Here is a 24,804-nt window from a genome sequence, read left to right on the forward strand (position 1 = left end):
GGTGGCCGGGGCCCGGTCGTGCGTTCGTTCAGGATCGCTGCTCGATCTGACCCCGGACGCCGACGAACTCGGCCTTGGCCTCTGCGGCGGTCTTGAAGTACATGACCACCAGGCCCACGCTGCCCCGGTCGGCCCAGACGCAGACGCCGAGGGGGACGCTCTCGGCCTTGCCGTCGCCGCAGCGCGCGTCGCCACCCAGCGGCCCCGCCTCGACCGCCGCCATGTTGGTCACCGACAGCTGGCTGGCGAGCCCGGTCACCGCCTCGTCCAGCTCCTTCTTCGGGTCGGCCATCACGCCGGACACCGCGGCGATCAGGACGAGGTCCTGCTTGGTCGGATCGCCGTAGAACGCGCCGACCGTGCTGGTCTCGTTCTGCACCTCGGTCTTCATCTGGGTGACCATCTGGTCGGCGACCGTCTGCAACTGCGGGTCGGTGTTCTTGGCCCGGCCGGCGAGGGCGGCCGGCGCGACGACCCGGGTCTTGGTGGCGTCGACGACGTCGCCCACCTCGTCCTTGACCGCGAACCAGGTGATCGCCGCGCCGCCGAGGCAGAGCACGAGCACGACGGCCAGCACGATCAGGAGGATCTTGCCGACGTTCGACTTCTTCGGCGGCGGGCCGGCCAGGTGCGGGCCCCCGTAGGGCTGCCCCGGCTGCGGGGGCGGGAAGCCCTGCTGCTGCGGCCAGCCACCGGGCTGCTGCGGGGGCGGGAAGCCCTGCTGCTGCGGCCAACCGGGCTGCGGCGGGCCGGGCTGCTGCGGCGCTGCCGGCTGGCCCGGCTGGTACGGCGCTGCCGGCTGGCCCGGTTGGTACGGCGCTGCCGGCTGGCCCGGCTGCTGCGGCGGGAGGGGGGAGTCGTGCGGCGGCGGCCCGAAGGGGTTGGCCGGTGGCTGGGACATCAGTCAGCTCCAGGATGGGGTGCGAAACGCGTGATCGTAACCCGGTCAGGGCACCCGTGTGGTACCGACCGGGTCCCGCGGGCCACCACGACCGCCCGCAAACGGTCGCGGTGACCGGCCCGGTCCACGAGGGACGGTCCGGCCACCGCGACGGAGGAGCTGATCGGTCAGGCGGGCAGGCTCGCCGCCCCGCGCGGCAGGAACCGCCGGCCGGTGACCCGCTCGGAGGTGCCGGTGCGGTCCAGGTACGGCGTGACACCGCCCAGGTGGAACGGCCAGCCGGCGCCCAGGATCATGCACAGGTCGATGTCCTGTGCCTCGGCGACCACACCCTCGTCCAGCATGAGCCGGATCTCCTGTGCGAGCGCGTCGAGCGCGTTCTGCCGTACCTGCTCGGCGGTCAGCGGCTCATCGCCCACCACCAGCAGCTTCGCGACCTCAGCGTTGATCTGGTCGTCGACGACGAGCGGCTGACCCGAGTCGGCGATCCGCTTCAGGTTCTCGCTGACGTCGTACCGGTCCGGGTACGCGGCGTGCAGGGTGCCGCCCACGTGGTACGCCACGGCCGGCCCGACGAGCTGGAGCAGGGCGAGCGGTCGCATCGGCAGGCCCAGCGGGTCCAGGGCGCTGTCCGCGACGTCCAGCGGGGTGCCGGCGTCCACGGCGGCGAAGACGGTACCCAGGAAGCGGGTGAGCAGCCGGTTCACCACGAACGCCGGGGCGTCCTTGACGAGCACGCTCGACTTCTTGAGCTGCTTGCCGACCGCGAACGCGGTGGCCAGGGTGGCGTCGTCGGTGCGCTCGCCCCGGACGATCTCCAGCAGCGGCAGCACCGCCACCGGGTTGAAGAAGTGGAAGCCGACCACCCGCTCCGGGTGCTCCAACTCCGCCGCCATCTCGGTGATCGACAGCGAGCTGGTGTTGGTGGCGAGCACCGCCTCCGGGGAGACGATCTTCTCCAGCTCGGCCCACACCTGCTTCTTGACGCCCAGGTCCTCGAAGACCGCCTCGATGACGAAGTCAGCATCGCTGAAGGCGCTCTTGTCGACCGTGCCGCTGACCAGGCCGTACAGCTTGGCGGCCGTGCCCTTGTCCATCCGGCCCTTGGTGACGGCCTTCTCGATCTGGGTGTGCACGTAGCCGACGCCCTTGTCCACCCGGGCCTGGTCGAGGTCGGTCATGACGACCGGCACCTGGAGGCGGCGGGCGAACAGCAGCGCCAACTGGCTGGCCATCAGGCCGGCCCCGACGATGCCGACCTTGGTGATCGTGCGAGCAAGGCCCTTGTCCGGTGCGCCGGCCGGGCGCTTGGCCCGCCGCTGCACCAGGTCGAAGGCGTACAGGCCGCTGCGCAGCTCCTCGGAGAAGACCAGGTCCGCGAGGGCCTCGTCCTCGGCGGCGGTGCCGGCGGCGAAGTCGCCGTCCTTCGCGATCTCCAGCAGGTCCAACGCCTTGTACGCGGCCGGTACCGCGCCGTGCAGCCGCTGGTTCAGCGTCTCCCGGGCGAAGTAGAGCACGCCCGCCCACATGTCCTTGTCGACCTCGGGCCGGGTCACCGTGACCTGGCCGCGCACCACACCGGCGGCCCACTCGAGCGAGCGCTCCAGGAAGTCGGCCGGTTCCAGCAGCACGTCCGCGATGCCCAGCTCGGCGGCCTGCTTCGGCTTGAGCATCTTGTTCTGCATGAGCGGGTTCTGGATGATCACCTGCGTGGCGGCGGGGATGCCGATCAGGTTCGGCAGCAGTTGCGTGCCGCCCCAGCCGGGCACCAGACCGAGGGAGACCTCGGGCAGGGCCAGCGCGGCAGCGCCGCCGGAGAGCGTCCGGTAGTGGCAGTGCAGCGCCAACTCCAGGCCGCCACCCATGGCCGCGCCGTTGACGAACGCGAACGTGGGCACGCTGCTGTCCTTGAGCCGGGCGAAGACCCGGTGACCGAGCCGACCGATCTCCAGCGCCTGCGCGCGGTCGGCGAGCTGCGGCAGGCCGACGATGTCCGCGCCCACGCAGAAGATGTACGGCTTGCCGGTGACCGCGATGAACGCCGGGTCGGCGGCGAGCGCGGCGCTGATCGCCTCGTCCAGGCTCGCCAGCCCACCAGGGCCGAACGTGTTCGGCTTGGTGTGGTCGAAGCCGTTGTCCAGGGTGATCAGGGCGGCCGGACGGTCCAGCCCCGGCACGTTCACCTGACGCAGCAGCGCCCTGGTGACGACCTCGTTCGGTGCCTTCACTTGTCGCCACCTTCCCAGTTCGGGTTCTCCCAGATGACCGTGCCGCCCATGCCGATGCCGATGCACATCGCGGTCACGCCGTAGCGGACCTCGGGGTGCTCGGCGAACTGGCGGGCCAGCTGCGTCATCAGCCGTACGCCGGACGAGGCGAGCGGGTGGCCGATGGCGATCGCGCCGCCCCACGGGTTGACCCGCGGGTCGTCGTCGGCGATGCCGAAGTGGTCGAGGAAGGCGAGCACCTGTACGGCGAACGCCTCGTTCAGCTCGAACAGGCCGATGTCGTCGATGGTGAGCCCGGCCAGGCGCAGGGCCTTCTCGGTCGACGGGATCGGGCCGACGCCCATCACCTCCGGCTCCACCCCGACGAAGCCGAACGACACCAGCCGCATGGCGACCGGCAGGCCCAGCTCGCGGGCGGTCGCCTCGTCGGCGAGCAGGCTCGCGGTGGCGCCGTCGTTCAGGCCGGCCGCGTTACCGGCGGTGACCTTGCCGTGCGGGCGGAACGGGGTCTTCAGGGTGGCGAGCTTCTCCATCGAGGTGTCCCGGGGAGCCTCGTCCACTCCGGCCAGACCCCAGCCGCCCTCGGCGTCGCGGATGGACATCGACACCAGGTCGTCCTGGAGCTTGCCGTTGGCGTACGCCTTGGCGGTCTTCTGCTGCGAGGCGAGCGCGAACGCGTCGGTGCGTTCCTTGGTGATGTGCGGGACCAGGTCGTGCAGGTTCTCCGCGGTCGCGCCCATGACCAGCGCCGACGGGTCGACCAGCTTCTCGGCGATGATGCGCGGGTTGGGGTCGACGCCCTCACCCATCGGGTGGCGGCCCATGTGCTCGACGCCGCCGGCGATGGCGACGTCGTACGCGCCCATGGCGATGCCGCTGGCCACGGTGGTCACGGCGGTCATCGCGCCGGCGCACATCCGGTCGATGGCGAAGCCGGGAACGGTCTTGGGCAGGCCGGCCAGCAGCGCGGCCGTACGGCCGATGGTGAGGCCCTGGTCGCCGATCTGGGTGGTGGCAGCGATGGCGACCTCCTCGACCCGCTCCGGCGGGAGCTGCGGGTTGCGGCGCAGCAGTTCCCGGATGCAGCGGATCACCAGGTCGTCGGCGCGGGTGTTGGCATACATGCCACCCGCCTTGCCGAATGGGGTACGGACGCCGTCGACGAAGACGACATCCCGAACTTCACGGGGCACTTGAGCCTCCTAATCGACCACAATTCGGCCTCCGCACCGCTGGGCGGCGCTCCGGACCGAACGAGCGTCGGCCGGGCGGGGCACGTCACCCCGAATGCTACTCGCCAGTAACCAACCCCGTCCCCACGCCCCACTGTGGCCCACCCCACACCCCCCGTCCCACCTCGCTGCTCATGAAGTTGTTGTCACGACACGCCGATGGCGATGGCGATAACTTCATGATCAACGGCGGGGGGAGGGGGTGGGTCAGGGGATGGGGTTGGGGGCCAGGGCCTCGGTCAGGTGTGCGTTGAGCAGGCCAATCTGCCACTCGCGGGCGTTGAAGCCGCGGAGCGCCTCTGCCACCGTGGCCTCGGTGATCTCCTCCGGAGGAGTCCAGGCCAGCCGACGTACCGAATCCGGGGTGATCAGATTTTCCGGGGGCAGGTTGTGCTCGCCCGCGAGACGGACCACCACCTCCCGGCAGCGGGCCAGGCGACCGGCCGCCACCGGGTCCCGCTCGGCCCAGCGGTGCGGTGGGGGTGGCCCCTCCACCGTCGGGGTGACCGGCAGGGCGTCGTCCGGCAGCTCCCGGGCGTCGTCGAGCGCGGCCAGCCAGGTACGGGCCAGCCGGCGGACCGATCGGCCGCCGAAACCGGGCAGTGTCAGCAGCGTCTTCTCGTCCTTCGGGTCCAGCTCGGCCGCCGCGACGATGGCCGAGTCGGGCAGCACTCGACCGGGCGCGGCGTCCCGTCGGGCGGCGATCTGGTCCCGGGCGTACCACAGGGAGCGGACCCGGGCCTGAGCCCGCGCCCCTCGCACGCGGTGGATGCCGGACGTGCGCCGCCAGGGCTCGGCACGCACCCGGGGCGGGCGTGCGCCGGTACGGACCAGGGCGGCGAACTCCTCGGCGGCCCAGGCCGACTTGCCCTGCCGTGCCAGTTCGGCGTCGAGCGCGTCGCGCAGATCGGTGAGCATCTCCACGTCGAGCGCGGCGTAGGTCAGCCACGACTCGGGCAGCGGGCGATTTGACCAGTCGGCCGCCGAGTGGTGCTTCTCCAGGGTGTAGCCGAGTAGCTGCTCGGTCAGCGCGGCCAGGCCGACCCGCTCGAACCCGGCCAGCCGTGCGGCCAGTTCCGTGTCGAACAGCCGGCGTGGGCGCAGCCCCACCTCGGCCAGACACGGCAGATCCTGGCTGGCCGCGTGGAGCACCCACTCGGCGTCGCCGATCGCCGCGTCCAGCGTGCTGAGGTCGGGCAGCGGCAGCGGGTCGATCAGCGCCGTGCCGGCGCCCGCGCGGCGTAGCTGCACGAGGTACGCGCGTTGGCTGTAGCGGTAGCCCGAGGCGCGTTCGGCATCGAGGGCAACCGGGCCGGTGCCCGCCGCGAAACGGGCCACGACCTCGGCGAGTTCGGCCGGGGTGGCCACCGGTTCGGGGGTGCCGTCACGCGGTGCGGTCAGCGGAACGGGCCCACCGTCGGTCGGGTCGGGCCCCTCGCCCGCCGGCTGCGGCTGGGCCGACGGCGGGTGCTGGGGTGCGTGTCCCGGAGGTTCTGCGGTGGGCCGACGGCGCAGGGGTGGTTCGTCGGTCACCTGCCAACCCTAGTGCGCGCACCGATCCCGCGTGCGCAGCCGGTCCGGCGTGTGTCGACCAGGTGTCCGCAAGGCGTCCTTTCGGATGCCGGACATCGGGGGAGACAAAGCCCGTTCGCGCAGGTACGGTCCATCGAGCCGTCGGCCCCGATCGGGTGACATCCGGGATGACGGCCGCACGGGGAGATCACGGGGAAGGGCAAGACGATCATGACGGCTGGTTTCGGTGCGGGCGACGGGCGACCGATGGGCGCCGACCCGGACGGCATGAGCGGTTCAGCCGCCGAACGGCCCGGTCCGCTGCCCCCGCGCATCGAACCGCATCCACCGGTCGGCGCCACCTGGTCCGGCACGCCGGGCGGCACCGAGCAACCCATGGCCGTCCCGACGCCCCGCACCGGTTGGTCGGCGCCGCCCAACAGCGGGCAGTGGGGTCAGGGTCCGGTTCCGGCCGGCCCGCCCGCCGCGCCGCCGGGACAAGCGCCCTACCCGGCGGGGCCCGCGCCGTACGCCCCGGTCGCTCCCGCGTCGTACGGCGGTGGTTACCCGCCGGCCGGAGACCTGGCCAGCGCGCCGCCGTACCCCGCCGGCCAGCCCGGTTGGCCGGGTGTCACCCCGCCGCCGGTGCGACCCACCCGACGCCGCTGGCCGGTCGTGCTGGCCACGGTGCTCGTCGTCGCGTTGGCCGCCGTGGTCGGTGTGCAGGCGTACCAGCTCGACCGCCTCGGTGACCGGCTCGCCGCCACCGACGGCCGGCTGGCGCAGGCCCAGGACGGCGACGGCGCCCGCCTCGACGGCCTTGAGAAGCGCGCCGACGCCCTGGAGAAGCAGGCCGGCGCCGCGTTCAACCCGGAGGCGGTGGCCAGCGCCGTACTGCCCAGCGTGTTCCGGGTACGCGCCGGCCAGTTCACCGGCAGCGCGTTCGCGGTGGGCAAGCCGGCGGCCGGCGGCGGCACCAACCTGTTCACCAACTTCCACGTGGTCGAGTCGGTGTGGGAGGGCGGCGGACGCGAGGTCTTCCTGGAGCGCACGGACCAGCGCTTCCCGGCGACCATCGTCAAGGTCGACAAGACCAACGATGTGGCGCACCTGCGTACCACCGGCAAGTTCACCGGCCTGGTCACCGCGCCCACCGCCGTGAAGTCCGGCCAGCAGATCGTCGTCGTCGGCGCTCCGCTCGGCCTGGAAGACAGTGTCACCACCGGTGTGGTGAGCGCGTTGCGCGCCGCCCAGGGTGGCTCCGGCCCGGCCATCCAGTTCGACGCGCCGATCAACCCCGGCAACTCCGGCGGCCCGGTGATCAACGGCAGCAAGCAGGTGGTCGGCATCGCCACCGCCAAGGCTCGCGACGCCGAGGGCATCGGGCTGGCCGTACCGATCAAGGTCGCCTGCGACGGTTTCAAGATCTGCTGACCCGCGGCCTCGGCCGCTCGCGCCACCCCACGGCCCTCCGGGCCGTCCCCCACCCCGTCCGGGTCCTCGGCCCCGGACGATCCCGACGCTGCATCCGGTCCGTCGCGCCCACCAGCGGAGGACCCGCTCACCTGGAGGAAGAAACATGTCCCAGCCACCGACCGGCCCGGAGGGCACCCCGCCCGCCGCGCCGACGCCGCCGGCCGCCACCCCGCCGGCCGGTGCGCCCGACGCCGACGCGACGGTGCCGCACGCGGCGGTGCCCCAGCCGACCGGCACCGAACCGACCGCGCAGTACCCGACCGGTCAGCCCGCCCCGCAGCAGTACGCCCCGGGCCAGGCGATGCCGCCGCAGCAGTACGCGCCGGGCCAGGCCGCCCCGCAGTACGGCGCCGGCCAGACGACCGCCTACCCGGCCAGCGCCCCGCCGTACGCCGGGCAGCCCATGTCGGCCCCGCCGGTCTCCGGCCCGGCGTACGGGCAGCCCATGTCGGGCCCGCCGGTCTCCGGTCCCGCGTACGGGCAGCCCATGTCGGGCCCGCCCGGTATGGCGCCGTACGGCGCTGCGCCGGCCCCGCGGCGCAGCCGCGCCGTGCTGGTGCTGGCTCTGGTGGCCACGCTGCTCTTCCTCGTAAGCGGGGTGATGACCGGGCTGTTCGTGACCAAGAGCAACGAGCTGAACCGGACCGAGAAGCGCCTCAACGCCCAGGTCAGCCAGCGCGACGGCACCATCGCGGCCAACACCACCGAGATCGGTCGGCTCAAGACCGAACTGCAGGTCATGCAGGACAAGCTCGACAACACCGAGCAGGATCTGACCGGTACCCGGAACGACCGTGACGAGCAGACCCGGCAGAAGAAGGTCATCGCCAGTTGCCTGGACAAGCTGACCACGGCGCTGGGCGCGGCGGCCGCCGGCAACAAGAGCAAGTACGACGCGGCGATGAAGGGCCTCGACAAGGTCTGCGACGAGGCGGAGAACTACCTCTGATCCGCCGCGCCGCCCGCCGCCACCCCCGCCCTCAGGCGGTGGCGGCCGGGCGGCGGTCGGCGAGCGCGGTGACCCCGGGCGGGGGCAGACCGGCCGTCGAGGCGAGCAGGGTGCACCACCCGAGCAGGTGGGGGGCCAGGTTGTCGTCGACGGGTGTCCAGGAGGCGCGGATCTCGATGTCGCCGGCCGTCGGTGGGCCGGCCAGGTCACCGAACCGGGTCGACATGGTCTGGGTGACCGTTCCGCCGATCGCGCGGTGACGGGCGTCCTGCGTGTCGAGGGCGTCGGTCAGCCACGTCCAGCCGACCCCGGGTAGCAGCGGGTCGGCGGCGAGGTCGACCTCCAACTCGGCCGTCACATAGGTGACTAACCGCAGGGTGCCCTGCCACGCCTCGTGCCCGGCGGGATCGTGCAGCAGGATCAGCCGCCCGGTGGCCACCTCGTCGCCGTCGCGCAGCACCGTCGCGGAGAGCGCGAACGTGTACGGCGCGAGTCGTTGGGGCGCGCCGACCTCCTCCAGGGTGATCTCCGGCCGGGGCGCCGGCGACCGGAGCCCGGCGACCGCGCGGGCGAAGGTCTCCGGGAGCGCGATCGGGGGGGCCATGTCGGCAGCCTATGCCGCCGTGTGGTCGCCCGCTTCGACGGCGCGCCGACACTCGCGAGAGGCGTCCGGGTGTGGAACGTGCCCTTCCTCTCACCCCCACCCGGTCCGAGGTGGGCGGCGTGGCACGATTGCGGCGATGACCACGGATACCACGGGCACTGCCGCCCGAGACGGACACCCGCGCCCCGGCGGCCCGGCCGACTCGCCCTTCGTCCGGGCGTGCCGGCGTCGGCCCGGCCCGCACACCCCGGTCTGGTTCATGCGCCAGGCGGGACGCTCCCTTCCGGAGTACCGGGAGATCCGGGCCAACGTGCCGATGCTGGAGTCGTGCCGCCGCCCGGAGCTGGTCACCGAGATCACCCTCCAGCCGGTTCGCCGGCACGGGGTGGACGCGGCCATCCTGTTCAGCGACATCGTGGTGCCCGTCGCCGCGGCCGGGGTCGACCTGGACATCGTGCCGGGCACCGGCCCGGTGGTCGCCGAGCCGATCCGTACCGCCGGCGACGTCGAGCGGATCCGTCCGATCAGCCGCGACGACGTCCCGTACGTGGACGAGGCCGTCCGGCAGCTCGTGGTCGAGCTGGGCGACACCCCGCTGATCGGCTTCGCCGGGGCGCCGTTCACGCTGGCCAGCTACCTCGTCGAGGGTGGCCCGTCGCGGACCCACGCCAAGACCAAGGCCCTGATGTACGGCGACCCCGAGCTGTGGCACGCGCTCTGCGCCCGGCTGGCCGAGGTGACCCTGGCCTTCCTGCGGGTGCAGATCGAGGCCGGGGTGTCCGCCGTACAGCTCTTCGACTCGTGGGCCGGCGCGCTCTCCGAGGCCGACTACCGCCGTTACGTGCTGCCGCACTCGACGGAGGTGCTCAGCGGGTTGGCGGACGCCGGTGTGCCGCGCATCCACTTCGGGGTGGGCACCGCCGAGCTGCTGGGCGCGATGGGTGAGGCCGGCGCGGACGTGGTCGGCGTCGACTGGCGTACGCCACTGGATGTGGCCACCGGCCGGATCGGGCCGGACCGGGCGGTGCAGGGCAACCTGGACCCGGCCGTGCTGCTCGCGCCGTGGCCGGTGGTCGAGGCCGAGGTACGCCGCATCGTCGAGCAGGGCCGGGCCGCCCCCGGGCACGTGTTCAACCTCGGCCACGGTGTGCTGCCGGAGGTCGACCCGGACGTGTTGACCCGGGTGGTCGCGCTGGTGCACGAGGTGTCCAGCCGCCGGGCCGACCAGGGCTGAGAAGGCGATGCGGCAGCCCTGGCGGGTGGCGGTGGTCGGCGGCGGGATCGCCGGGTTGGCCGCCGCGGTCCGCTTGCGCGACCGCGCGCCGGAGGGCGCCGAGATCACCGTGTACGAGCAGTCCGGCGCGCTCGGTGGCAAGCTGCGCACCGGCACGCTGGCCGGTGGACCGGTGGAGTTCGGCGCCGAGTCGTTCCTGATGCGCGACCCCACCGGGGCCGAGAGCGCGGCGGTGGCGCTGGCCCGCCGGCTCGGGCTGGCCGAGAAGATCGTGCACCCCACCGTCGGGCAGGCCGCGTTGGTGGTCGACGGGGGGCTGCGCCCCATCCCGGGCGGGACGCTGGTGGGCGTACCCGGGGATCTGGATCGGGTGGCGGCGGTCGCCCGGCCGGCGGCGGACGCCGACCTCGACGGCGGTCGGCCGCTGGTCGGGCCCGACGCGGACGTCTCGGTGGGCGCGCTGGTCCGCTCCCGCTTCGGTGACGAGGTGGTCGACCGGCTGGTCGACCCGATGCTCGGCGGCGTGTACGCGGGCCGCGCCGACGACCTGTCCCTGGTCACCACGATGCCGGCGCTGGCCCGCGCGGCGCGGGTGGAGCACACCCTGGTCGGCGCGGTCCGGGCCGCGCAGGCCGCCGCCCCGCGCGCACCCGGCGCCCCGGTCTTCGGCACCCTGGCCGGCGGGCTGGGCACCCTCATCGAGGCGGCGGTGACGGCCAGCGGCGCGACGATCCGACGGGACGCCGCCGTGCGCGAGGTGACCCGGACCGACAGTGGCTGGCGGCTCACCGTCGGCCCGACCCGCGATCCGCAGAGCGTCGACGTGGACGCCGTGGTGCTGGCGGTGCCGGCCCGGCCGGCGGCCCGCCTGCTCGCCGGCCCGGCCCCGCAGGCCGCGTCGGTCGTCGGCGAGCTGGACTACGCGAGCGTCGCGCTGGTCACCCTGGCGCTGCCGCAGCCGCCGCTGCCCGAGCTGTCCGGCTTCCTGGTGCCGAGCACCGAGGGGCTGCTGATCAAGGCGGCGACGTTCTTCACCACGAAGTGGGGGCACCTGCGGCGGCCGGACGGGCTGGCGCTGGTGCGCGCCTCGGTGGGCCGCTACGGCGAGGAGGCGCAGCTCCAGCGCCCGGACGCCGACCTGGCCGCGACGGTGCACCGGGAGCTGTCGGCCGTGCTCGACACCCCGCTGCCCGCCCCGGTCGACGGGCACGTGCAGCGGTGGGGCGGCGCGCTGCCGCAGTACACCCCGGGGCACGCCGACCGGGTTGCCGCCGCGCGGACGGCGCTGCGGGCCGCGCACCCCACCCTGGTCCTCGCCGGCGCCGGCTACGACGGTGTCGGCATACCGGTCTGCGTCCGCTCCGGCGAGACGGCGGCCGACGAGATCATCACAGCACTGGGAGGATCGGCGAGATGAGCGAGCAGACCAACGCGGCCCGGCTACGCGAGCTGAACGACAGCATCCGCTACACGATGTGGTCGGTGTTCCGGGCCAGCGGAACGCTGCCGTCGCTGCGGGACAACGTCACCGGTGAGGTCGAGTCCCTCTTCGACGAGCTGGCCGGCAAGGACGTGGTGATCCGGGGCGTGTACGACGTGGCCGGCCTGCGCGCCGACGCGGACGTGATGATCTGGTGGCACTCGGCGTCGAGCGACGCCCTCCAGGACGCGTACCTGCGGTTCCGGCGCACGACGCTGGGCCGGGCGCTGACCCCGGTGTGGTCGCAGATGGCGCTGCACCGGCCGGCCGAGTTCAACAAGAGCCACATCCCGGCGTTCCTGGCCGGCGAGGAGGCCCGCCCCTACCTGTGCGTCTACCCGTTCGTGCGCTCGTACGAGTGGTACCTGCTGCCCGACGCCGAGCGGCGTGAGCTGCTGGCCGAGCACGGGAAGATGGCACGCGGCTACCCGGACGTACGCGCCAACACGGTCGCCTCGTTCGCGCTTGGCGACTACGAGTGGATGCTCGCGTTCGAGGCCGACGAGCTGCACCGGATCGTCGACCTGATGCGGGACCTGCGCGCCTCCGGGGCCCGCCGGCACGTCCGCGAGGAGGTCCCGTTCTACACGGGCCGCCGCCGCTCGGTCGCCGAGATCGTCAACTGCCTGGTCTGACCCTCGCCGCCCGCCGCCTCACCCCCGCCCGGGTGCGCCCACCCCAGCCCAGCCCCCTGCCCGCCCCCTGCCCCTGCCCTGCCCCGCCCCCTGCCCTGCCCTGCCCCGCGATCTTGCACTTTCTGTCGCGACGAAAGGGGCATAGGCCGCGATCTGGCAACCGAAAGTGCAAGATCGCCGCACCGGCTGCCCGATCTCGTCGATCATGGGGTCGTGGTGCCTGGTTTGCCCGCCCGTGGGTGCTTTGTCGACCACCACAACTCCATGATCGACGCGGCGGGACGGGGGGTGACCGCGGCGCGGGGTGACGGGGCGGCGCGGGGGCGCGGCGGGCGCGGGGTGACGGGGGTTGTTGGTTAGTGCGAGGGGGTGGGGCGGAGGGGGCGGAGGGGGCGGAGCATGATCTGTTCTCGGCGTATGCCGTCGGGCATGAGGTCACCCGGCTCGTCGGTCAAGCGGAAGCCGGCGCGGTGGTAGAGGGACTTGGCGCGCGCGTTGTCCACCCTGACGCAGAGCCGTAGCCGCTCCGCGCCGCGCTTCTGGGCCCAGTGCGCCACCTCGTTCACCAGGCGGTCGCCGACACCGCTGCCGCGAGCGTCGGGATGCACCCACATCGAGATCAGGTCCCGCGTCAGCGGGTCCGACGTGGGTACGCCGCTCGACATCCCGACCGGACGCCCGGCCAGGGCGGCCACCAGGTTGAGTGAGCCGGGGATGCTCAACCGGTCGCGCCAGCGCTGCTCGCGATCGCCGTCACCCTGCCAGTCGGCGAGCCGTGAGCCGAACGCGTCCGGCGCCTCGGCGAGGGCGGCCAGCCGTAGCTCCCGCCAGGTGGGCCAGTCGTCGGGGGTGAGCACCAAGATGTCGATCATGCGGAGATGGTGCCCGGACGGATCGCCGGGCACCATCGCATTCCCGCCGTCCGGCGCCGCGCCCCCGCCCGGGTGCGGCACCGGACGGGGATCAACTGGTCGCCGTGCAGGAGACCAGCGGAACCGGGTTGCTGCCGTTCCACGAGCCGAGCAGACCGAATGTCGTACTCGCTCCGGCAGCCAGCGTGCCGTTGTAGTTGACGTTGCGCGCGGTGACCAGCGTGCCGTTCGTGGTGACGGTGGCGCTCCACGACGAGGCGACCTGCTGGCCGTTGTTGTAGTTCCAGCTCACCGACCAGCCCTTGGTGGGTGAGCCACCGGCGGTGACCTTCACCTCGGCCTGGAAGCCGCCGGACCACTGCCCGGTGATCTGGTACGTCGCCGTGCAGGCCCCGGCCGGCGGCGGGGTGCTCGGCGGGGGAGTCGTCGGCGGGGGAGTGGTGGGCGGCGGCGTCGTCGGCGGGGGCGTGGTGGGCGGCGGAGTCGTCGGCGGGGGCGTGGTGGGCGGCGGGGTGCTGGTGCCGCCACCGAAGTCCACGTCACTGCACAGGTAGTACGACTGGTCCAGGTGGCTCGCCTGCCAGATGGTGTAGACGATGTGCCGCCCGGTCCGTCCCGGTGCGCTCACCGGGATCTGGATGGAGACGCCGCCGGTGTCCTTGTCCCACTGCGACGCCGGGGTGTTGCCGATCTGACCGGCCAACTCCAGGTCGTTCCAGCCCAGCGGCTGGGTGGCCGAGTTGAAGCCCTGCTTCGTCACGTACACCCGGATGTAGTCGGCGCCGTGGCTGGCCTGGTCGAAGAAGCGCAGCCGGAAGTTGTTCGCCACCGAGGTGGTCTTCCAGGCGCCGACCGTGTCCATGGCGTTGTAGCGGCCGTTCTGGGTCCGTCCGCCGCTGCACAGTTGGCCGTTCGGGATCGCGCCCTGGTGGTTGCCGGCCACACCCTCCCGGAACAGGCCGTTCCAGTTCCACATGGCCTGCGGGTCGGCCTGCCAGGCCTGCCAGCACATCGGGTCCTCGGTGGCCATGCGCGGGTTCTGGAAGTCACCACCCCAGCGCTGCCAGCAGCTGTAGTTACGCGAGGGTGGGTCGACGACCGAGCCGTGCGCGGAGGCGGATGGGACCAGCGAGACGCTCAGCGCCGTGGTCAGCAGGAGCGTGGCGGCTGCCGCGATGGCGAGCGGCCGGAGCACGCGTGGTGTTCGGGCGATTGTGGACATGGAGCCCCCGGGGGGATGAGGTCGGACGACGACACCCGGACTGCCGGGAGTTGCCCGCTCCCGTGCCTACTCGCTGGCTCCCGCGATGGCTCTATCCGGCACGATGCCAGGTTGATCGTCAGACGTCAATGGCTGCCGGTCGCGCGTCTCGGCGCATCGGGGTGTGCGGGATGCCGTCCTCGACGTACTCCGGGCCGCTGACCGTGAAGCCGTGTCGGGCGTAGAACGCGACCAGGTGCGACTGGGCCTCCAGCACGCATGGCTGGTCGCCGACCAGGTCGAGCGCCGCCGCCATCAGCCGGCCGGCGTGCCCGCCACCACGGGCCGCCGGGGCCACCACCACCCGGCCGATCCGGGCGACGCCGTCCGGGTCGGCCAGGATCCGCAGGTACGCCATCAGAGCGTCGCCGTCGGTCAGCCAGACGTGTCGGGTACCCGGCTCGACGTCACGCCCGTCGAGTTCCGGGTACGGGCAGTTCTGCTCCACCACGAACACATCGATGCGCAGCTTGAGCAGGTCGTGAAGGGTGCGGGCGTCCAGGTCGGCGAAGAGCGCGGTTCGGATCTCGGTGGTCTGCTGGGGCATCCACCGATGGTAGGTCGGGCTGGTTCACCCGATGTTCGCGCGCTCGGGTGCGAGGTAGGTGGCGGCCACGGCGGTGAGCAGCAGAACACCGCCGACGATCACCGGCAGGGGGAGCGGTTCGTGCAGCAGCGCCACCGACAGGGCGGCGGCGGTGAGCGGTTCGAGCAGGGTCAGCACGGCCGCGACGCTGCCCGGCGTGGTGCGCAGCCCGGCGTAGAACAACGCGTACGCAACCGCGGTGGTGACCACGCCGAGGTGCAACAGCAGTGCCACGGTGTCGAGGCGTACCGGCACGCTGACCCCGGCGACCAGGGCGAACGGCGCCAGGGTCAGCGCACCGACCACGGTGGAGATGGTGGTGAGTGTCATCGGCGCGGTGCGCTGCGACACCTGGCGGCTGATCAGGGTGGTCACCGCGTACCCGAGGCCGGAGCCGGCCGCCGCGAGCAGGCCGAGCAGTGGGGCGGGCGCCGCCGTGCCGGGCTGCTCGGTGGCGGCGGTGATCAGGACGAGGCCGGCCACCGCCGCGACGAGCGTGCCGAGTCGCAGCGGCCCGGGGAGCCGACGGGCGCGCGCCGACTCCCAGGCCGCGGCGAGCACCGGGGCCAGGCCCAGACTGACGATGGTGGCCACGCTGACTCCGGCCAGCGCCACGGCGGCGAAGTAGAGCGCCTGGTAGACGCCGAGGCCGACGCCGGTGAGCAGCAGCGGTACGGGTGCGACGCGCAGGGTGGCCGCGATCGTGCGGAGCCGGCCGGCGGCGCACGCCAGCAGCACGAGCGCGGCGATGGCGAGGCGGTGAAAGCCGATGCTCACCGGGCTGAGCCCGGTGCCCTCGCGCAGGAGTTGCACCGCCACGCCGGTGGTGCCCCACAGCACGCCGGTGACGGTGATCTGGAGCAGGCCGCTGCGGGCGGCCGAGGCGGCCGGCAACAGGGTACGGGTGGTCGACACGGGGGCGCTCCGAAGGGTGAGCCGTTGACGGGACGACGTCGACGGAGCGCGTACGACAGAGTGGCCGAGCGGGGTCAGGTCACCCGGTCGGCGAGAGGCGCGGCGCTCCGGTCAGGAGCGCGGCGGGGGCAGGACGCCCAGGAATGGCCGCATGGCGACGACCGTACCCCAGCTTGGCGGTCCGGTTGGCCCACGGCCGGGCCGACCCGATCAGGCCGACCCGGTCAGGCCGGGCGCGCGCCGACGGCGTCGCGGATCTCGGCGCCCTCGGCGCCCTCGACCGCTCGGGCGCAGTGCCCGCAGCAGAAGAATCGCCCGTTGACCTCGACGCCGTGTCCGACGATCTTGACCTGGCAGTGTTCGCAGATGGGCGCCATGCGGTGGATCGCGCACTCGAAGGAGTCGAAGGTGTGCACGTCACCGCTGACGGTGTGCACCTCGAACGCCATCCAGTAGTCGTTGCCGCAGACCTCGCACGTTGCCACAGGAACCCCCCGTATCAGGACATGTGTTACCACACTGCCTCAGGGTGGGGCGGCGACGGGCGAATTACCGCCAGCCGGCCTCGCTGGACGGCGTGTCGGCGTCGGCGTGTCCTGCGTTAGGCCAGGTGAACCGCCGTGACCCCCGGAGGATCACCATGATCAAGCGCAACAAGCTCTTCGGCAGCCAGACCCGGGTGACCTTCTGCCTTCCGCGGGACGCGCCGCCCGGCCCGGTGAGCGTCGTGGGCTCGTTCAACGACTGGGAGCCCGGTCGGCACGAGCTGGTGGCGCGGCGCGACGGCACCCGCACGGTGACCGTGAAGCTCGGTCCGGGGGAGTACCGCTTCCGCTACCTCGCCACCGGCGGCGTCTGGCTCGACGACGAGAGCGCCGACGGCGTCGACGACAACGGCAGCCTGCTGCGACTGTGAGAGGTCAACTCGTCACCATCGATGTATTTATCGATGATGCTCTTTACTGTTAATAAAGTTTAAATTACCTTGGGGGCACCTCACCGCACCTGCCGAAGGAGCTGCCCCCATGCGCCGAAGAATCACCGTCCCGCTGGTGGCGGCGGGCGCTGTCGCCGCCACCCTCACCGTCGCCGCGCCAGCCCAGGCGCACGGCTACGTCTCCGCCCCGCCCAGCCGGCAGGCGCTCTGCGCGCAGGGCAAGGTGCCCGACTGCGGGCAGATCAAGTACGAGCCGCAGAGCGTCGAAGGGCCCAAGGGCCTCAAGAGCTGCAACGCCGGCATCACCCAGTTCGCCGTCCTCAACGACGACAGCCGGGGCTGGCCGGCCACGTCGGTCGGTAACTCGCTGACCTTCACCTGGTTCAACACGGCCCGGCACGCCACCAGCAACTGGGAGTACTGGATCGGCAACACCCGCGTCGGCGTGGTCAACGGCAACGGGCAGCAGCCCGGCGCGACGGTCTCGCACACCGTCAACCTGGGCGGTTTCTCCGGGCGGCAGAAGATCCTCGCCGTGTGGAACATCTCCGACACCGCGAACGCCTTCTACTCCTGCATCGACGTGCAGATCGGCGGCGGCGGGTCGACCCCCACCCCGACGCCGACCACCTCACCCACGCCGCGACCGACGACCAGCCCCACCGCCGCGCCGACGACCCCGCCCCCGGCGGGCGGCAGTTGGACGGCCGGCCGGGCTTACCAGGTCGGCGACCAGGTCACCTACGGCGGCCGGACGTACCGCTGCCGGCAGGCGCACACCGCGATCGCCGGCTGGGAGCCGCCGAACGTACCGGCGCTCTGGCAACAGGTCTGACCGCGCGGGTGCGGTACCGGCCGCACCCGCGTCGCCACCCCCACCCGATCGGAGCCCCGGCATGCCCCGCGCAACCCACCTGGCGTGGTTGGTCGCCGCGTCGCTGCTCGCCGGCTGCGCCGGGCCGTCCCCGCGCCCGCCGGCTCCCGCGTCCCCGGTGGTGGCCGACTCCGCGCCGGCCGCCGCCGAGCTGAGCGGCATCGACGTGGTGTTCCTGAGCACGATGGCCGGGCACAGCGAGCGCACCCTCCAGATCGTCCGGCTCGCCCGGGACCGGCTACGCGACGACGCGCTGAAGACACTGGCCGCCGCCATCGAGGTGACCGAGGCCGACGAGCTGTCGACCATGCGCGGCTGGCTGCCGACAACCGGGCCGGGCGTCAGCGCCGCCGCCGGGCACGACCACGCCGGGCACGGCGACGACGCGGCGCTCGACCGGCTGCGGGCCGCGTCGGACGCCGACGTCGACCGGGTGCTGCGCGAGGTCCTCGCCGACCACCAGCGAGCCGCCGCCGACCTGGCCCGGGCCCAGGTCGGCGTCGGCCGCGACGAGCGGGTCCGCGACCTGGCCCGGCGGATCGAACAGTCCCGGTCCGCCGAGGTCCAGCTGCTCAGCGGGTACGACGATCAGGTCAGCGGGGTTCCAGGCGCACCGAGATCGAGTTGACGCAGTGCCGGGTGTCCTTCGGCGTGAAACCCTCGCCGTGGAACACGTGCCCGAGGTGACTGTCGCAGCGGGCGCAGCGGATCTCCGTACGGGCCATGCCGAGGCTGCGATCCTCGATCTCCTTGACCCGGCCCGGGATGGCGTCGTCGAAGCTCGGCCACCCGCAGTGCGAGTCGAACTTCGTGTCACTGGAGAAGAGTTCCAGACCGCAGGCCCGGCAGTGGTAGACGCCCGACGTCTTGGTGTCCACGTACTCGCCGGTCCACGGACGTTCCGTTCCGTGCTCCCGCAGGACGTGGAACTCCTCCGGGGTCAGGCGGACGCGCCACTCGTCCTCGGTCTTGGGCAGGTTGTTGTCGTCAAGACTCACCCGTCAACGGTACGTCGAACGTCGGGGGCGTGGCATAAGGTCGCGGGATGGGTGGCACCAAGGCAGTCGCCGAGGTCGAGGTGGCCGGGCACACCGTACGACTCAGCAGCCCCGACCGGGTGATCTTCCCCCAGCGGGGCTTCACCAAGGCGGACGTCTTCCACTACTACCTCGCCGTCGGCGACGGGATCATGCGCGCCCTGCGGGACCGGCCCACCACGCTGCAACGCTTCCCCGAGGGCGTCGAGGGTGAGGCGTTCTTCCAGAAGCGGGTGCCCACCCGGGGCGTGCCGCCCTGGATCACCACCGCCGACATCACCTTTCCGAGCGGTCGCGGCGCGGCCGAGCTGTGCCCGGCCGACCTGGCCCACGTGGCCTGGGCGGCGCAGATGGGCACGATCGTGTTCCACCCGTGGCCGGTGCGCGCCGCCGACACCGACCGCCCCGACGAACTGCGCATCGACCTCGACCCGCAGCCCGGCACCGACTTCGCCGACGCCGGCCGGGCCGCCGCCGAGGTGCGCGCTGTCCTCGACGAGCTGGGCGCGATCGGCTGGCCGAAGACCTCCGGCGGGCGCGGCGTTCACGTCTACCTGCGCATCCAACCCCGCTGGACGTTCACCGAGGTCCGTCGCGCCACCATCGCCCTGGCCCGTGAGGTCGAACGCCGCAACCCCGACCTGGTGACCACCGCCTGGTGGAAGGAGGAGCGCGGCAGTCGGGTCTTCGTCGACTACAACCAGATGGCCCGGGACCGGACGATCGCCTGCGCGTACTCGCTGCGCGCCAACGCCCGGGCCACCGTCTCCACTCCGGTCACCTGGGACGAGCTGCCCGACGTCGACCCGGACGACTTCGACCTGCGGACCGTGCCGGCCCGGCTCGCCGAGCGCGGCGACCCGCACGCCGGCATCGACGACGCCCCGTGGGACATCACGCCCCTGCTGGAGTGGGCCGACCGCGACGCCGCCGCCGGCCAGGGCGACCTGCCGTACCCGCCGGACCACCCGAAGATGCCCGGCGAACCCAAGCGGGTGCAGCCCAGCCGCGCCAAGCGCACCCCCGAGGACGGCTAGGTCCGTCGTCACGAGGGCGGCCGAGCCGTCCACGCCACAAACCTGTCGAACAGCTCCCGAGGGTCGGGTACCGCGTCCGGGTTCAGCTTGAGCAGGTCGGCCGTCGCCTCGAACAACTGGCTCGCCAGGTAGACCGACAACCCCACCCGATCCCGCCGGTACTGCATCGTCAGCAGCAGTCGGGCCGGCGGGCACGGCCAGGCGGCCGCGCAGACGCGGCACAACCACAGCGGGCGCATCGGCGTGTGCGGGCGGATCGCTCTCCGCTGGACGTACGGGACCGGCGGCTCGTTCGGCGAAGGCATCACCCCATCGTGGGTGATGCTGTTGCCGGTGTCAACAGCCTGCGTAGTTGTCGGAGTGGGCGGACAGCGCCGCTGTCATCGTCAACGTGTGGACTTGGTTGGCGTAGCGGAGATCCGGGTGATGCTCGGGAACGTGTCGCGGCAGCGCGCGTCGGTCATCGCCAACCAGCGCAACTTCCCGGAGCCGGTCGCCGTGCTGGCGATGGGCAAGGTCTGGCGGAGGTCGGACGTCGAGGCGTGGATCAGGAAGTACCGTCCGGAGTCCACGACCAGTTGACCGATCGGCGGCGCACGTCGCGAACGCGGCGGCGCGTTCTTGTCGTACACCTGTTCTAGAATTTGCCTGTGCTCGATGAGCTGGCGCGGGCGGACCGGGCGGTGGCGGCGTGTGCCGACACCGCCGTCTGGGCCCTCGCTGACCACGATCTGATCGCGGCGCTCGACGCCAGCCACCGGCTGACGCAGCGGCTGGCGGCGGTGCAGTTGGCGGCGATCCGTGAGTTGGACGGTCGGGGCACGGCTGTCGCGCAGGGGGCGTCCTCGACGGCGGTTTGGCTGCGTGAGCGGCTGCGAGTCGACATCGCCGCCGCGCGCCGGCTGGTCGCCCTCGCGGCCTCGGTCGACGTCGCGCCGCCAGGTGTGCGCCAGGCGCTGACGGACGGCACGGTCAGCGTGGAGCAGGCCCGGGTCATCGCCGACACGGCCGCCACGGTGTCAGCCGTGGCGGGTGCGGAGGTGGCCGACAAGGCGGTCGGGGTGCTCGTCGAGTGGGCGGGGCAGTTCGATCCGACGCTGCTGCGGCGGATGGGCACCCGCATCCTCGATCACGTCGCTCCCGGTCTAGCCGACGCCGCCGACGCGGCAGCCCTGGCCGCCGAGGACGCCCGGGCGGCCCGCGACCGGCACGTCACCGTCTCCGAGCAGACCGGTGGGCGGCTCCGGCTCAGCGGCATCCTCGACGCCGAGGCCGCCGCGCTGCTCCGCGCCGCCATCGACCCGCTGAGCGCGCCCGCCGGGCCGGACGACAACCGCTGCGCTGGTCAGCGTCGCCACGATGCCCTCGCGGACGTGTGCCGACTGGCGCTGCGCACCGGCGAGCTGCCCGAGACCGGCGGCGACCCCGCGCAGCTCGTCGTCACCACCAGCTTCGACGGGCTGACCCGGCAGTTGGGCGCGGGCACGCTCGACGTCGGCCTGCGGCTCACCCCCGACACGGTGCGGCGGCTGGCCTGCGACGCCGCCATCCTGCCGGCCGTACTCGGCGGTGGCGGTCAGGTCCTCGATGTCGGCCGGCAACGACGACTCGTCACCGGGCCGCTGCGCCGGGCACTGGTGCTGCGCGACGGGGGCTGCGCGTTCCCGAGCTGCGACCGGCCGCCGCGCTGGTGCGCCGCCCACCACATCCGCCACTGGGCCGACGGCGGACCGACCAGCCTCGACAACGCCGTCCTGCTCTGCGGCCACCACCACCGGCACGCCCACCAGACCGACTGGGTGGTGCGACTCGGCGACGACGGCCACCCGGAGTTCGTGCCGCCGGCCTGGCTCGATCCCGACCAGCTCCCGCGCCGCAACGAATTCCACCGCCGCACATAGTCCGCAGGGTGGCATCCGCACCGGCCGAGCCAGTTGACATTGTCGATACCCTGCAAGGCGCTGGTCGGGGGAGAGGTGGCTGATGCTCACGGATGTCACGTCGGTACGGGTGCTCGCCTACTTCCCGTGTCAGCTCTCCGCGCCGGCCCCGGCCGAGGGTGACGTGCCCACGGGGTGGAGCGTCACCGACGGCCTCGACGACCTGGCGTTGCAGCCCTACGGTCAACGGCTCCTCGACGACCTGCTCGGCAGCATGCCCCGGCCGACGATGGAGATCAGCGGTGGCGAGGAGATCCTGCGGACCGCCGGGCAGGAGATCGATCCCGCGCTGTCGCCCACCACGGAATCCGGCGCGTGGCAGGTGGTCTCGGCCCGGATCAGCCTCTGGAACGTCGACTGTGGCCTGGTCTGCGTCACCTACCAACTGCCGGACGGCATCGTCAGCGGCGTCGACGACGTGGTTGCCGAGGTCGCCCCGCCGGTGCAGCGGATGCTGCCCGCGGTGACGCGGCTCCTGCGCGCCGTCCTGCCGGCGCCGGCCGGTACCGACGAGGTGTTCGTCCTCTGGGCCAACACCACCTTCGCCGTCCGGGTCGATCCGGACTGCGATCCAGCACGCCGACGGGCCATCGCCGAGCGGTTCAGCCCGGACGGCGTGGACTGCACGCCCGACGGCATCTCCGACGGCGTTCTGCGGGTCGGCTCGCACACCACGGCCGTGGTCAGTGACTTCGGGTCGCGCCCGGCCCTGCTGTTGGCGCGGCTGACCGGGGTGCATCACGTCTGCTGGGCTGCGGCCCTACGCTACGACGCGGTGCTCTCGGCGGAGCTGTCCCAGATCGACCCCGGGCGTGGCGGCCTGTCCATGAGCGCTCTCGAAGACCAGGCCAAGCGCATTCTCGGCGGCTACCACCGCATCCGCCTGTTCCGGCTCGGCTATTCGTCGGTGGAGGCGCACCTCGACGCGGCCGGCGGCACCGTGTGGAACGCGCTGGAGCAGCAGTGGAAGTTCCGGCTCGTCCTCACCACGCTGGACGAGCGGCTCGACTTCGTCCGGACGCTGCACCAGCAACTGGTCGGCCGCCTCCAGGACCGCCGGTCCCGCCTCCTCAACGAACTGGTGCTGGCCTTCACCTTCCTGAACATCTTCGCCATCGTGCTCGCCGCCCTGACTTTCGTCGCGCTGCCGAGCCTCGACGTCGGGCTCCTGGCCTCGGCGATCGGAGTGGTGATGCTGCTGGCGAACCTGACCGCGTACCTCGCGTTCCGTCGCCAGATGAACGACCCGGGTCGGGCCTCCGGCGCGTGACCGGCGGTCGACCTGAATAGGGCTGCATAGGGCGCGCGAGCATCGATAGCATCGCCGCCATGGCGACGCGGCTTGTGCAGATCAACATGAAGGCTCGGGACGAGGTGGCACTCGGCCAGTTCTGGGCCGAGGTGCTCGGCTGGGAGATGTCCAGCGAGGGGCCCGGGGTGACCAACCTCGAACCGAAGGGCATCGGCTATCCCGATCCCGTCGCCGTCTTTATCGACATCGTCGTCTCCGACGAGCCCAAGACGGGAAAGAACCGCGTGCACGTGGACCTGGCGACGACCTCGGCGGCGCACCAGGCCCAGGTCGTCGCGCGCCTGAAGGAGCTCGGCGCGACGCCCGTCGACGTGGGTCAGGGGGACGTGTCGTGGATCGTCCTGGCCGACCCGGAGGGCAACGAGTTCTGCGTGCTGGACTGGCACGACCCGGACCAGGACACCGGCCCGATCGCCTCCGTGGTGGTCGACTGCGCGGACCCGAGAGCCATGGCCCGTTTCTGGGGCGAGGCGACGGACTGGACCGTGCACAAGGTGACCGACGACAGCGCGGTCCTGCGCTCGTCCCGGGGCGTGGGTCCGTACCTGCAGTTTCTGCGGACGCCCGACGTCAAGACGGGGTGGAACCGTGTCCACCTCGACGTACGCCCGTACCCGAACGACGAGATGGAGGCCGAGGCGGCGCGACTGCGGGCTCTCGGCGCGACCCCGATCGACCTGGGCGACAGCACGATTCCGTGGAAGGTCTTCGCCGATCCGGAGGGCAACGAGTTCTGTCTCCTCACCCCGATGTGATCCGCGTGGCACCGCCGCACGTCAATCGCCGCACCGATTGACTTTCGATAGGTTACGAGCGAGACTCGATGCATGTTTGTTGAACGTCGAGCGGTGTCCGCTCTCCGAGTGTTCCTCCTGGTGCTGTTCGGGGTCCTGGTCCTCTTCCAGACCCTCTCGCTGCCGGGGCAGTTCGCGCACATGGCGCAGGAGTCGCCACAGGACGCGTACCTCCGGTGGCCGGCGACGATCGTGACGGTCTTCTGGGTGCTCTGCGTCCAGGTGGTGATCGTCGCGACGTGGCAGCTGCTCAGCCTGGTCAAGAACGACCGCATCTTCACCGAGGCGTCGCTGAAGTGGGTGGACGCCATCGTCTGGGCCATCGCCGCCGCGTGGCTGGTGCTGGTGGGCGTCTTCCTCTACGTCGGGTTCAACGCCGACGACCCCGGACTGCCGCTCCTGCTGTTCCTGCTGACGGTGGGCGTCACCGTGCTGGGCCTCCTCATGGTGGTCATGCGCGCCCTGCTGCGGCAGGCCACCACGCTACGGACCGACATGGAAGCGGTGATCTGATGCCCATCGTCGTCCGGATCGACGTCGAGTTGGCCAAGCGGAAGATGAGCGTCGGCGAGTTCGCCGAGCGCGTCGGGCTCACCCCGGCGAACGTGGCGGTGCTCAAGAACGGCCGCGCCAAGGCCGTCCGCTTCAGCACCCTCGAAGCGATGTGCCGGGTGCTCGAATGCCAGCCCGGAGACCTCCTCGAATGGGTCGAGGAGGAGACCGCATGAGGTACGTCGTCGCCATCGCGGCCGTCGCCCTCGGCGTCACCGCCGTCGTGTACGGAGGGGCCGACGACTCGCCGGGCCTCCAGCTCATCGGCGCATTGCTCGTCGTGGGCGCGATCGCCTTCGCCGTACGGGCGGCCCGACGCGGCGCGTGACCGCGCCGGCCGTTCTCGTAATAACGATCATGTAACGGGCGCGAACCTTTCCCCGTAGGTGACCTGTCTTGAAGGTCGTCGGCCCACCAGGGCCAGGGGAGGCGTCGG

At 72.4% G+C, this 24,804-nt stretch carries 28 protein-coding genes; 16 read left to right on the plus strand and 12 right to left on the minus strand.

What is annotated here, in order from left to right; all coding sequences use genetic code 11:
- Positions 1-28 precede the first annotated feature (28 nt).
- The 4 genes from ACQP03_RS09155 to ACQP03_RS09170 form a co-directional block, all read right to left on the minus strand.
- The gene (locus tag ACQP03_RS09155; RefSeq protein WP_433460799.1) at positions 29-901 is read right to left on the minus strand and encodes a hypothetical protein; all 873 of its coding nucleotides are present in this window, start codon (positions 899-901) and stop codon (positions 29-31) included.
- A gap of 167 nt (positions 902-1,068) precedes the next feature.
- Complete coding sequence (locus tag ACQP03_RS09160) at positions 1,069-3,129, minus strand: 3-hydroxyacyl-CoA dehydrogenase NAD-binding domain-containing protein (RefSeq protein WP_357122770.1); 2,061 nt, start codon at positions 3,127-3,129, stop codon at positions 1,069-1,071.
- A complete protein-coding gene (locus ACQP03_RS09165) occupies positions 3,126-4,322 on the minus strand; it encodes a thiolase family protein (protein ID WP_357122774.1) in 1,197 nt (398 codons plus the stop codon). The genes ACQP03_RS09160 and ACQP03_RS09165 overlap by 4 nt, the downstream gene beginning before the upstream one ends.
- A gap of 246 nt (positions 4,323-4,568) precedes the next feature.
- Entirely contained in the window at positions 4,569-5,894 is a 1,326-nt protein-coding gene (locus ACQP03_RS09170) for a ribonuclease D (protein ID WP_357122776.1), read from the minus strand.
- 210 nt (positions 5,895-6,104) lie between these two features.
- Between ACQP03_RS09170 and ACQP03_RS09175 the strand changes: the two genes are divergently transcribed.
- Both ACQP03_RS09175 and ACQP03_RS09180 read left to right on the plus strand, forming a co-directional pair.
- Positions 6,105-7,307, plus strand: coding sequence for a S1C family serine protease (locus tag ACQP03_RS09175; protein ID WP_433460800.1), 1,203 nt, complete (start codon positions 6,105-6,107; stop codon positions 7,305-7,307).
- Between the two features lie 145 nt (positions 7,308-7,452).
- Complete coding sequence (locus ACQP03_RS09180) at positions 7,453-8,298, plus strand: hypothetical protein (RefSeq protein WP_433460801.1); 846 nt, start codon at positions 7,453-7,455, stop codon at positions 8,296-8,298.
- Positions 8,299-8,329: 31 nt separating this feature from the next.
- Here ACQP03_RS09180 and ACQP03_RS09185 read toward each other — a convergent pair whose 3' ends face one another.
- Positions 8,330-8,902, minus strand: coding sequence for a DUF3000 domain-containing protein (locus ACQP03_RS09185; protein ID WP_357122786.1), 573 nt, complete (start codon positions 8,900-8,902; stop codon positions 8,330-8,332).
- 136 nt (positions 8,903-9,038) lie between these two features.
- On the opposite strand from ACQP03_RS09185, the gene hemE reads away from it, so the two are divergent.
- From hemE to hemQ, 3 genes are read left to right on the plus strand one after another with little or no spacing between them, the layout of a single operon-like run.
- Positions 9,039-10,136, plus strand: a complete 1,098-nt coding sequence (gene hemE / locus ACQP03_RS09190) for a uroporphyrinogen decarboxylase (RefSeq protein WP_357171268.1) — start codon at positions 9,039-9,041, stop codon at positions 10,134-10,136.
- A gap of 7 nt (positions 10,137-10,143) precedes the next feature.
- A complete protein-coding gene (gene hemG, locus ACQP03_RS09195) occupies positions 10,144-11,553 on the plus strand; it encodes a protoporphyrinogen oxidase (RefSeq protein ID WP_357122792.1) in 1,410 nt (469 codons plus the stop codon).
- The gene (gene hemQ, locus ACQP03_RS09200) at positions 11,550-12,251 is read left to right on the plus strand and encodes a hydrogen peroxide-dependent heme synthase (RefSeq protein ID WP_357122795.1); all 702 of its coding nucleotides are present in this window, start codon (positions 11,550-11,552) and stop codon (positions 12,249-12,251) included. Before hemG ends, hemQ begins: the two co-directional genes overlap by 4 nt.
- A gap of 356 nt (positions 12,252-12,607) precedes the next feature.
- On the opposite strand, the gene ACQP03_RS09205 is transcribed toward hemQ, so the two are convergent.
- The 5 genes from ACQP03_RS09205 to ACQP03_RS09225 all read right to left on the minus strand — a co-directional run bounded on the left by ACQP03_RS09205 (position 12,608) and on the right by ACQP03_RS09225 (position 16,370).
- A complete protein-coding gene (locus ACQP03_RS09205; RefSeq protein WP_433460802.1) occupies positions 12,608-13,123 on the minus strand; it encodes an N-acetyltransferase family protein in 516 nt (171 codons plus the stop codon).
- A gap of 91 nt (positions 13,124-13,214) precedes the next feature.
- Entirely contained in the window at positions 13,215-14,345 is a 1,131-nt protein-coding gene (locus ACQP03_RS09210) for a lytic polysaccharide monooxygenase auxiliary activity family 9 protein (RefSeq protein WP_357122801.1), read from the minus strand.
- 118 nt (positions 14,346-14,463) lie between these two features.
- Positions 14,464-14,931 (minus strand): GNAT family N-acetyltransferase, encoded by a 468-nt coding sequence (locus tag ACQP03_RS09215; RefSeq protein ID WP_357122804.1) that lies wholly within the window; start codon positions 14,929-14,931, stop codon positions 14,464-14,466.
- A 24-nt stretch (positions 14,932-14,955) separates the two neighbouring features.
- Positions 14,956-15,885 (minus strand): DMT family transporter, encoded by a 930-nt coding sequence (locus ACQP03_RS09220; RefSeq protein WP_357393567.1) that lies wholly within the window; start codon positions 15,883-15,885, stop codon positions 14,956-14,958.
- Between the two features lie 224 nt (positions 15,886-16,109).
- Positions 16,110-16,370, minus strand: coding sequence for a Prokaryotic metallothionein (locus tag ACQP03_RS09225; RefSeq protein ID WP_355051720.1), 261 nt, complete (start codon positions 16,368-16,370; stop codon positions 16,110-16,112).
- 155 nt (positions 16,371-16,525) lie between these two features.
- On the opposite strand from ACQP03_RS09225, the gene ACQP03_RS09230 reads away from it, so the two are divergent.
- From ACQP03_RS09230 to ACQP03_RS09240, 3 genes are all read left to right on the plus strand, one after another.
- Positions 16,526-16,801, plus strand: a complete 276-nt coding sequence (locus ACQP03_RS09230) for an isoamylase early set domain-containing protein (RefSeq protein WP_396832533.1) — start codon at positions 16,526-16,528, stop codon at positions 16,799-16,801.
- A 109-nt stretch (positions 16,802-16,910) separates the two neighbouring features.
- On the plus strand, positions 16,911-17,657 hold the full coding sequence (locus ACQP03_RS09235) for a lytic polysaccharide monooxygenase (RefSeq protein ID WP_363660792.1): 747 nt from the start codon (positions 16,911-16,913) through the stop codon (positions 17,655-17,657).
- Between the two features lie 61 nt (positions 17,658-17,718).
- A complete protein-coding gene (locus ACQP03_RS09240; RefSeq protein WP_363660791.1) occupies positions 17,719-18,324 on the plus strand; it encodes a DUF305 domain-containing protein in 606 nt (201 codons plus the stop codon).
- On the opposite strand, the gene msrB is transcribed toward ACQP03_RS09240, so the two are convergent.
- On the minus strand, positions 18,290-18,694 hold the full coding sequence (gene msrB / locus ACQP03_RS09245; RefSeq protein WP_355051724.1) for a peptide-methionine (R)-S-oxide reductase MsrB: 405 nt from the start codon (positions 18,692-18,694) through the stop codon (positions 18,290-18,292). The genes ACQP03_RS09240 and msrB overlap by 35 nt on opposite strands.
- A 47-nt stretch (positions 18,695-18,741) precedes the next feature.
- Here msrB and ligD point away from each other — a divergent pair, with 47 nt between their 5' ends.
- A complete protein-coding gene (gene ligD, locus ACQP03_RS09250) occupies positions 18,742-19,770 on the plus strand; it encodes a non-homologous end-joining DNA ligase (RefSeq protein ID WP_433460803.1) in 1,029 nt (342 codons plus the stop codon).
- A gap of 8 nt (positions 19,771-19,778) precedes the next feature.
- Here ligD and ACQP03_RS09255 read toward each other — a convergent pair whose 3' ends face one another.
- Positions 19,779-20,075, minus strand: coding sequence for a hypothetical protein (locus ACQP03_RS09255; protein WP_363660758.1), 297 nt, complete (start codon positions 20,073-20,075; stop codon positions 19,779-19,781).
- A gap of 88 nt (positions 20,076-20,163) precedes the next feature.
- Here ACQP03_RS09255 and ACQP03_RS09260 point away from each other — a divergent pair, with 88 nt between their 5' ends.
- The 7 genes from ACQP03_RS09260 (at position 20,164) to ACQP03_RS09290 (ending at position 24,696) form a co-directional block, all read left to right on the plus strand.
- Complete coding sequence (locus ACQP03_RS09260) at positions 20,164-20,352, plus strand: hypothetical protein (protein WP_357393560.1); 189 nt, start codon at positions 20,164-20,166, stop codon at positions 20,350-20,352.
- A gap of 68 nt (positions 20,353-20,420) precedes the next feature.
- Positions 20,421-21,671, plus strand: coding sequence for an HNH endonuclease signature motif containing protein (locus ACQP03_RS09265; RefSeq protein WP_363660757.1), 1,251 nt, complete (start codon positions 20,421-20,423; stop codon positions 21,669-21,671).
- 82 nt (positions 21,672-21,753) lie between these two features.
- Positions 21,754-22,980 (plus strand): hypothetical protein, encoded by a 1,227-nt coding sequence (locus ACQP03_RS09270; RefSeq protein ID WP_433460804.1) that lies wholly within the window; start codon positions 21,754-21,756, stop codon positions 22,978-22,980.
- A gap of 59 nt (positions 22,981-23,039) precedes the next feature.
- Positions 23,040-23,777 (plus strand): VOC family protein, encoded by a 738-nt coding sequence (locus ACQP03_RS09275; protein WP_433460805.1) that lies wholly within the window; start codon positions 23,040-23,042, stop codon positions 23,775-23,777.
- 93 nt (positions 23,778-23,870) lie between these two features.
- The gene (locus ACQP03_RS09280; RefSeq protein ID WP_355051731.1) at positions 23,871-24,329 is read left to right on the plus strand and encodes a DUF2975 domain-containing protein; all 459 of its coding nucleotides are present in this window, start codon (positions 23,871-23,873) and stop codon (positions 24,327-24,329) included.
- The gene (locus ACQP03_RS09285) at positions 24,329-24,544 is read left to right on the plus strand and encodes a helix-turn-helix domain-containing protein (protein ID WP_355051732.1); all 216 of its coding nucleotides are present in this window, start codon (positions 24,329-24,331) and stop codon (positions 24,542-24,544) included. Before ACQP03_RS09280 ends, ACQP03_RS09285 begins: the two co-directional genes overlap by 1 nt.
- Positions 24,541-24,696, plus strand: coding sequence for a hypothetical protein (locus ACQP03_RS09290; RefSeq protein ID WP_357122834.1), 156 nt, complete (start codon positions 24,541-24,543; stop codon positions 24,694-24,696). Before ACQP03_RS09285 ends, ACQP03_RS09290 begins: the two co-directional genes overlap by 4 nt.
- Positions 24,697-24,804: the final 108 nt, after the last annotated feature.

It is taken from the genome of Micromonospora sp. CA-248212 (assembly GCF_050948405.1).
GTDB lineage: Bacteria > Actinomycetota > Actinomycetes > Mycobacteriales > Micromonosporaceae > Micromonospora.

What these genes read in the sequence shown, in the direction of transcription:
- ACQP03_RS09180 (WP_433460801.1), top strand. Translation starts at nt 7,453, where the DNA reads ATGTCCCAGCCACCGACCGGCCCGGAGGGCACCCCGCCCGCCGCGCCG.
- ACQP03_RS09210 (WP_357122801.1), bottom strand. Translation starts at nt 14,345, where the DNA reads ATGTCCACAATCGCCCGAACACCACGCGTGCTCCGGCCGCTCGCCATC.
- ACQP03_RS09175 (WP_433460800.1), top strand. Translation starts at nt 6,105, where the DNA reads ATGACGGCTGGTTTCGGTGCGGGCGACGGGCGACCGATGGGCGCCGAC.
- ACQP03_RS09215 (WP_357122804.1), bottom strand. Translation starts at nt 14,931, where the DNA reads ATGCCCCAGCAGACCACCGAGATCCGAACCGCGCTCTTCGCCGACCTG.
- ACQP03_RS09290 (WP_357122834.1), top strand. Translation starts at nt 24,541, where the DNA reads ATGAGGTACGTCGTCGCCATCGCGGCCGTCGCCCTCGGCGTCACCGCC.
- hemE (WP_357171268.1), top strand. Translation starts at nt 9,039, where the DNA reads ATGACCACGGATACCACGGGCACTGCCGCCCGAGACGGACACCCGCGC.
- ligD (WP_433460803.1), top strand. Translation starts at nt 18,742, where the DNA reads ATGGGTGGCACCAAGGCAGTCGCCGAGGTCGAGGTGGCCGGGCACACC.
- ACQP03_RS09230 (WP_396832533.1), top strand. Translation starts at nt 16,526, where the DNA reads ATGATCAAGCGCAACAAGCTCTTCGGCAGCCAGACCCGGGTGACCTTC.
- hemG (WP_357122792.1), top strand. Translation starts at nt 10,144, where the DNA reads ATGCGGCAGCCCTGGCGGGTGGCGGTGGTCGGCGGCGGGATCGCCGGG.
- ACQP03_RS09205 (WP_433460802.1), bottom strand. Translation starts at nt 13,123, where the DNA reads ATGATCGACATCTTGGTGCTCACCCCCGACGACTGGCCCACCTGGCGG.
- ACQP03_RS09285 (WP_355051732.1), top strand. Translation starts at nt 24,329, where the DNA reads ATGCCCATCGTCGTCCGGATCGACGTCGAGTTGGCCAAGCGGAAGATG.
- ACQP03_RS09270 (WP_433460804.1), top strand. Translation starts at nt 21,754, where the DNA reads ATGCTCACGGATGTCACGTCGGTACGGGTGCTCGCCTACTTCCCGTGT.
- hemQ (WP_357122795.1), top strand. Translation starts at nt 11,550, where the DNA reads ATGAGCGAGCAGACCAACGCGGCCCGGCTACGCGAGCTGAACGACAGC.
- ACQP03_RS09255 (WP_363660758.1), bottom strand. Translation starts at nt 20,075, where the DNA reads ATGCCTTCGCCGAACGAGCCGCCGGTCCCGTACGTCCAGCGGAGAGCG.
- ACQP03_RS09155 (WP_433460799.1), bottom strand. Translation starts at nt 901, where the DNA reads ATGTCCCAGCCACCGGCCAACCCCTTCGGGCCGCCGCCGCACGACTCC.
- ACQP03_RS09235 (WP_363660792.1), top strand. Translation starts at nt 16,911, where the DNA reads ATGCGCCGAAGAATCACCGTCCCGCTGGTGGCGGCGGGCGCTGTCGCC.
- ACQP03_RS09185 (WP_357122786.1), bottom strand. Translation starts at nt 8,902, where the DNA reads ATGGCCCCCCCGATCGCGCTCCCGGAGACCTTCGCCCGCGCGGTCGCC.
- ACQP03_RS09240 (WP_363660791.1), top strand. Translation starts at nt 17,719, where the DNA reads ATGCCCCGCGCAACCCACCTGGCGTGGTTGGTCGCCGCGTCGCTGCTC.
- ACQP03_RS09275 (WP_433460805.1), top strand. Translation starts at nt 23,040, where the DNA reads ATGGCGACGCGGCTTGTGCAGATCAACATGAAGGCTCGGGACGAGGTG.